The 6,559-nt window shown below is 65.2% G+C and carries 7 protein-coding genes; 5 read left to right on the top strand and 2 right to left on the bottom strand.

The genetic code is table 11. The features are described 5' to 3' along the window. Positions 1–21 precede the first annotated feature (21 nt). Positions 22–630, bottom strand: coding sequence for a suppressor of fused domain protein (locus tag WBQ44_RS20960; protein WP_495568594.1), 609 nt, complete (start codon positions 628–630; stop codon positions 22–24). Positions 631–663: 33 nt separating this feature from the next. Here WBQ44_RS20960 and WBQ44_RS20955 point away from each other — a divergent pair, with 33 nt between their 5' ends. The 5 genes from WBQ44_RS20955 (at position 664) to WBQ44_RS20935 (ending at position 5,539) form a co-directional block, all read left to right on the top strand. After that, the gene (locus WBQ44_RS20955) at positions 664–1,380 is read left to right on the top strand and encodes a metallophosphoesterase family protein (protein ID WP_495568593.1); all 717 of its coding nucleotides are present in this window, start codon (positions 664–666) and stop codon (positions 1,378–1,380) included. Then, positions 1,370–2,221: a chromosome partitioning protein ParB gene (locus WBQ44_RS20950; RefSeq protein WP_495568592.1), complete on the top strand. Its 852-nt coding sequence runs from the start codon at positions 1,370–1,372 to the stop codon at positions 2,219–2,221. Before WBQ44_RS20955 ends, WBQ44_RS20950 begins: the two co-directional genes overlap by 11 nt. 113 nt (positions 2,222–2,334) lie before the next feature. Continuing rightward, positions 2,335–3,897 carry a sodium-dependent transporter gene (locus WBQ44_RS20945; RefSeq protein ID WP_495568591.1) on the top strand — a complete coding sequence of 521 codons (1,563 nt, stop codon included), beginning with the start codon at positions 2,335–2,337 and terminating at the stop codon, positions 3,895–3,897. Further along, positions 3,894–4,007: a methionine/alanine import family NSS transporter small subunit gene (locus WBQ44_RS20940; protein WP_495568590.1), complete on the top strand. Its 114-nt coding sequence runs from the start codon at positions 3,894–3,896 to the stop codon at positions 4,005–4,007. The genes WBQ44_RS20945 and WBQ44_RS20940 overlap by 4 nt, the downstream gene beginning before the upstream one ends. A gap of 44 nt (positions 4,008–4,051) precedes the next feature. Further along, positions 4,052–5,539, top strand: coding sequence for an MFS transporter (locus WBQ44_RS20935; RefSeq protein WP_495568589.1), 1,488 nt, complete (start codon positions 4,052–4,054; stop codon positions 5,537–5,539). Between the two features lie 66 nt (positions 5,540–5,605). Here WBQ44_RS20935 and WBQ44_RS20930 read toward each other — a convergent pair. Then, positions 5,606–6,559 (bottom strand): ABC transporter ATP-binding protein (locus tag WBQ44_RS20930; protein WP_495568588.1); only part of this gene is annotated, 954 nt, incomplete at its 5' end.

Raw genomic sequence — 6,559 nt, 5'->3', positions numbered from 1 at the left:
GTTTCGGCGCAACCACTGGCTCTAGAGATTGACGGCCGACCGTTTCGGGTCGTGCACGTCGATGCCCGCTTCGGCCCACGCTTCGCGCAGTGCGTCGGCGCCGCGTAATCGAACCCATGCCGCCTCTGTTCCGGTGATCGGTACGACCTGGAAAAACGTCACCGGGTCGGCGGGTTCGGGAAGTGGCAGTTCGGAGATGTCGCTTTCGCCGAGGAGCACCGCAGTGAACGGCGCTCCCGCCCACAGCGGTTCGCCGAGGTCGAGCAACAGGTCCTGCCGCAGCACGACGCCTTCCACCGACGGTGTCGCCGCAAGTTTCGCCAGGTTCCGCAGGAACGTCTGATCGATCTCTTCGAATATCCGTGTCTTCAGGATCAACTCGGCCCGGGGTCCTCGGGTGGCGTCCGCGATCATCTCGCCGGGGTCCGACATCGGGTACCTCGAACATCCGAGCGTCACGAAGCGAACGAGCTCGTCGCGCCGAGGCAGAAACGTCAGAACATCCAGCGACTCGAGGCCCAGAAACGTGACCGCGTACGGGGTGGGGTTCTCGTCGCCGATGGCGGTGACCAGATGCGCGCGGACCCGAGCAATCACTCCATCGATGCCACTCTCGCTCACGAAGTCCATCCAACACCACACTCGCCCGGTAGCGTCGTCCGCGTGGTCTCCGTCCTTGCAGTCGCCGACGAAACGATCGAGAGCCTGTGGAGTTCGCAGGTGCGATCACTCGACGTCGACCTCATTCTCGGTGCGGGAGACCTTCCGTTCGACTACCTCGAATACCTGACGGACGCACTCGACGCCCCGTGTGTGTTCGTCCCGGGCAACCACGACGCCGACCTCGCGGGCTACTCCGCCGGGAAGGTCGGGTGGATGCGCGCGGGTCTGCCCAGCGCCTGGCCAGGGCCGGTGGGCGGCGTCAACGCCGACCGTCGGATCGTCGACGCGGCGGGGCTGCGCATCGCCGGGCTCGGTGGTTCGATCAAGTACAACGGCGGCCCGAACCAGTGGACGCAGCGGCAGCAGAGACGTCGATCGCGGTCACTGACCCGAACCAAAAGACTCGCCGAGACCTTCCGCGGCGATCGCCGGCGCATCGACGTGCTGCTCACGCACAGTCCGCCCTTCGGTGTCGGAGACGACACCGACGCGGCGCACGTCGGCTTCGAGTGTCTGGCCGAGGTGACCGCTGCGCTGCGTCCGCAGCTTCTCCTGCACGGTCACATTCATCCGCACGGCCGGACACCGGACGACCTCGAGTTGCACGGATCCGTTGTCATCAACACGGTCGGGTACACGCTGCTCGAGATCGAGCCGGGAGGAACCGCCTCCGAGTCCACTGCTCCGACGATCCTGAGGCGACGCCATGGCACGTGACACCGGCTTTCCCGCAGCCGACGCGGAAAACGACTTCTCACGTCAGCGTCGCCGCGCCGACATCGCACGCCTGGTCGGGTGGATGCGTCGCCAACCCGACGACGTCAACATGATCCTGCCGTTCGACGAGGTGGTCGCCGCTCTGGGCAAGGTCGGCGAACGACACCTCGGTGTCCAGGTCATTCGCGTCGACTCGATCGTGGGCAGCGTCGATCGGACACGCGACTTCGACAGGTTCTTCCGGCCGACGTCGGCGCGCATCCGAGAACGGTGGCAACGGCTGGCGGCGGCGCAGCGACGAGGCGAAGCGATGCCGCCGATCCAGGTGTATCGCATCGGATCCATGCACTTCGTCCTCGACGGTCACCACCGAGTGTCCATCGCGTTCGCCATGCACCGCACGACCATCGACGCCCTGGTCACCGAGATCATCACCCGCATCTCACCGGAGGGCATCACCCGCCGCGGAGACCTTCTCATCAAGGACCACCGACGCATCTTCCTCTCCCGCGTCCCCCTCGTCGGGAAGGCTCGGGAAGCCGTCACGGTGACCGACCCGTTCGACTACGCCGAACTCAGCGAATCGGTCGAGGCGTGGGGTTTTCGGCTGATGCAGGAGCTCGGCGAGTTCGTCGACCGCGCCACCGTTGCCCGACGGTGGTTCGGCGAGGAGTTCCTTCCGGTCGTTCGCATGGTCCGCGCGGCCGACATCCTCGAGGGCCGCACCGACGCCGAGGCCTACCTGTGGATGGCCCGGGAACGGTATCGCCTTGTGCGCGAACATGTCTGGAACGACGAAATCGTCTCCGAGCTCCGCGAACGTGCCCGTCGCGGCGGGTAGCGAGGTCGGCCGCGCGCCGAATCGGTGGTCCGGTGTGAGTGTCGCCCCAGAAACCGATACGGTTTTACTTGCGAGCAGCATCACACCAAGCGCTTCAGGAAGGTTGGCCCACCATGGAACAGAGGCGTGAGGCCCCCGAGCAGCGTGAAGCGTGGTCGGGTCGAACAGTGTTCATCCTGGCCGCGATCGGATCGGCGGTCGGGCTGGGCAACATTTGGCGTTTCCCGTACATCGCGTACGAGAACGGGGGCGGCGCGTTCATCGTCCCTTACCTCATCGCGTTGCTCTCGGCGGGCATTCCGCTGCTGTTCCTCGACTACGCGATCGGCCACAAGTTCCGCGGATCACCCCCGCTCGCCTTCCGGAGAATCTCTCGCCCCGCCGAGGTTCTCGGCTGGTGGCAGGTCGGTATCTGCTTCGTCATCGCCGTGTATTACGCGGTCATCATCGCGTGGGCCGCGCGATACACGATCTTTTCGTTCACCGAAGCCTGGGGTGACGATCCGGCGACGTTCTTCGCGTCCGACTTCCTGCAGCAGGACAGCGAATCCACCTTCGGCCTCGACTTCGTACCCGGTGTTGTGATCCCGCTGCTGCTGGTATGGATCGGCGTCATCGTCATCCTCGCACTCGGCGTCCAGAAGGGAATCGGTGCCGTCTCGAAATACTTCGTGCCGCTGCTGATCGCACTCTTCGCTGTCCTTGTCGTCCGTGCACTGTTCCTGGAAGGCGCAGGCCAAGGCCTCGACGCGTTCTTCACGCCGGATTGGTCAGCCCTCACCGACAGCGGCGTGTGGATCGCGGCGTACGGACAGATCTTCTTCTCTCTGTCTGTCGCGTTCGGCATCATGATCACCTACTCGTCCTACCTGGGCCGCAGAACCAACCTGACCGGGTCCGGTCTCGTCGTCGCGTTCTCCAACAGCAGCTTCGAAATCTTGGCCGGTATCGGCGTTTTCGCGGTGCTCGGGTACATGGCCCAGGCCACCGGTGTTCCGGTCTCCGAGGTGGTCGAGAGCGGAATCGGGCTCGCATTCATCGCGTTCCCCGCCATCATTTCGTCGATGCCGGGCGGTCCGCTGTTCGGCGTCGCGTTCTTCGGAGCGCTCGTTTTCGCAGGCTTCACGTCGCTGATCTCCATCGTTCAGGTGGTCGTCGCGGCAGTCCAAGACAAGACCGGTCTCGCGCGTAGCACGGCCGTGTTGACTGTCGGAGGGTCCGCGACCGTCGTCTCCCTCATTCTCTTCCCGACAGCAACGGGCCTCAACGTCCTGGACATCGTCGACAATTTCGCCAACAACATCGGCATCGTGGGCGTCGCCCTGGTGGCCATCGTCGTCCTCGGACTCGTCCTTCGCCGACTGACCGAGATGCAGAATCATCTCAATGATGTGTCCTCCTTCAAGGTGGGCATCGTGTGGCGCATCTTCGTCGGCGTCATCACGCCGATCGTGCTCGCCTACATGCTGATCGACCAAGTCATCGAACGCATCACCGACGGATACGGCGGGCTCCCCACCGGGCTCGTCGTCGCGTTCGGGTGGGTTGCTCAGGCGCTTGTCATCGTTGCGGCCGTTCTGCTGTCGCTCCTTCCCTGGCGCCGCAACGTCGACAGCTTCGACCCCGGCCATTCAGACCTCGACCCCTCGGACCTCGATGTGAAGGACCGCGCATGAGCACCACCGCAATCGTCATGATGATCATCGCCCTCGTTCTGGTGTGGGGCGGCCTTGCGGCCAGCCTGTTCCACCTCCGCAACCACCCCGACGAGGACATCGAGCTCTGATTGCGTGCATCGGGCCGCCGATGGGCCCGACGTAGTATCCGTTCATGCCTTCACCCGCGCGCACCGAACCGACCTACGCGGGCCGGCTCCTGCTGCCGACGCTCTGCTTCGTGGTCATGACGGTTTCCGTCATGCAGACCATGGTGGTGCCCATCATCGGGACCATCGGCGGCCAACTCGGGGTGAGCACGACGGCAGCCGGGTGGGTTCTCACCGCGAACCTGCTCGCTGCCGTCGTCGCCACGCCGGTCATCGGTCGGCTCGCCGATCTGTACGGCAAGCGTCGAGTACTGCTGACGGTTCTCGCGCTGGTGCTGGTCGGATCGCTGCTCGCCGCCCTGACGGATTCGCTGCCGCTGCTGCTCGCGGGACGCATTCTGCAGGGCGTCTCGTACGCTCTGTTCCCCATCGCCATCGCTCTGCTGCGCGACGAGATGCACCCGAACAAGCTCGTCGGCGCGATGGCCGTGGTGTCCGGGACGCTCAGCGTCGGCGCTGGTTTCGGGCTGATCCTCACCGGGTTGCTGACGACGGACGGCGCCGACTATCACCGCGTGTTCTGGCTGACGGCCGCCATCGTGGCGGCGGCGCTTGCGTTGTCTTGGCGAGCCGTGCCCGCGCGCACTCGCGCTGCCGGCGGCACGGTCGACTGGTGGGGCGCGTTGCTTCTCGGCGCCGCCCTTGTACTGCTGTTCCTCGCGCTCACCCAGGGGCGAACCTGGGGCTGGGTTTCGCTCGCCACACTGGCCTGCGCAGCGAGCGGAGTCGTAGTTTTGGCCGGGTGGTGGATTTATCAGAACCGCATCACGGCCCCTCTCGTCGACCCGCGAATGCTGACCCACGGCCCACTGTTCGCCACCAACGTCGCGACGCTGTTCGTCGGCATAGCCATGTTCCTCAACTTTCTCACTTGCTCGTACTTCGTCCAGACATCGCACGAAGCCGCAGGCTACGGGTTCTCCGCCGACGTGTTGTCGGCCAGCGTCGTCTACCTGCTGCCGGGTGCATCGCTGGGTGCCCTCACATCTCTGCTCGCCGGCCGATTGATCCGACGGTTCGGCGCTCGCGCAGTACTCATCGGTGGATCATGCCTCGGCACTGCAGGATTCGTGTTCTACGCATTCGCCCGTGACGCGACGTGGCAGGTGATCACCGCATCCGCGGCCGTCAGCATCTTCGTCGCCCTCGCATTCGCGGCGGTTCCCAACCTGTTGATGGCCGAGGTGCCCGCTCGCGACACCGGCGTGGCCAACAGCGTCAACTCCATCGTCCGCACCGTCGGAACCTCGATCGCCAGTGCCCTGCTCACCACGATGCTCGCGACCTACACGGTTGCCGGAACGTCGATTCCGCGCGAAGGGGTGTACCTCGCCGCGTTCGTCGTCGGAGCTCTCGCATGCATCGTCGTGACGGTGTCCGCGCTGGCCGTCCGCCTCACCCCGGTAGTCGACGAGCCTGCGGATGGTGTCGACAGCGAACTCGTAGACAACTGTTCGGCTTCGACCCGCGACGGCCAGGCGAGAGGCGCCTGACCTCGAAAACACCAATGGCACGGTTCGCGCATGAAAAGCGCGAGCCGTGCCGTCGGTATTTGCGTGCTACAGCGTCAGATTCGCGCCCGAGGACTGGTCGAACACCGATACCTTGGCCGGGTCGAACCACAGTTCGACGTCGCTGCCTTCGGCTGCTTTCGACTCCGCGGCGAGCCGGGCGACGACCTGGGCGCTACCGACGTCGCCGAGCCCGGCATCCGCTGCGAGCTCCTGAAGCTCGGCCGACTGGACCTTGTCGCCCTTGGACGCGAAGTAGACGTACTTGTCGCTGCCCATCGACTCGAGCACGTCGACGCGGGCGGTGAACGTCGCACCGTTGATCTTCTGCGAGTAGTCGATGAGCGCTGCGTCCTCGAAGTGCTCGGGTCGGATACCGACGACAACTTCGCTGCCCGGGTTCTTCTGCTGGATCGACGCGCGGCGCTCGCGCGGCAACTCGAAGGTACCGAGGTCGGTCTTGATGCCGTCGGCCGTCAGCGTGCCGGGCACGAAGTTCATCGACGGCGATCCGATGAAGCCGCCCACGAACAGGTTTCGAGGCTTGTCGTAGAGCTCCTGCGGCGAGCCGATCTGCTGCACGAGCCCGCCGCGCAGCACCACGACGCGGTCGCCGAGCGTCATGGCCTCGGTCTGATCGTGCGTGACGTACACCGTCGTGGTACCGAGCCGCTTCTGCAGCCGGGAGATCTCGGCGCGGGTCTGCACACGCAGCTTGGCGTCGAGGTTGGAGAGCGGCTCGTCCATGAGGAACGCCTTGGGGGTACGGACGATCGCACGGCCCATGGCAACTCGCTGACGCTGACCACCGGAGAGGTTGGCCGGTTTGCGGTCGAGGTGCTGACTGAGGTCGAGAATCCTCGCGGCGTCCTCCACCTTCTCGTTGATCTCGCTCTTCGAGAGCTTGGCGAGCGTCAGTGGGAACGCGATGTTCTGCCGCACCGTCATGTGCGGGTACAGCGCGTACGACTGGAACACCATGGCGATGTCGCGGTCCTTGGG

It is taken from the genome of Rhodococcus sp. (in: high G+C Gram-positive bacteria) (assembly GCF_049591685.1).
In the GTDB taxonomy this organism is placed as follows: Bacteria; Actinomycetota; Actinomycetes; order Mycobacteriales; family Mycobacteriaceae; genus Rhodococcoides.
The sequence above is the reverse complement of the archived record's forward strand: the minus strand, read 5'-3'. Positions and strand labels throughout refer to the sequence as shown.

Coding starts and splice junctions, on each gene's coding strand:
- WBQ44_RS20950 (WP_495568592.1), top strand. CDS start 1,370: ATGGCACGTGACACCGGCTTTCCCGCAGCCGACGCGGAAAACGACTTC.
- WBQ44_RS20960 (WP_495568594.1), bottom strand. CDS start 630: ATGGACTTCGTGAGCGAGAGTGGCATCGATGGAGTGATTGCTCGGGTC.
- WBQ44_RS20935 (WP_495568589.1), top strand. CDS start 4,052: ATGCCTTCACCCGCGCGCACCGAACCGACCTACGCGGGCCGGCTCCTG.
- WBQ44_RS20940 (WP_495568590.1), top strand. CDS start 3,894: ATGAGCACCACCGCAATCGTCATGATGATCATCGCCCTCGTTCTGGTG.
- WBQ44_RS20945 (WP_495568591.1), top strand. CDS start 2,335: ATGGAACAGAGGCGTGAGGCCCCCGAGCAGCGTGAAGCGTGGTCGGGT.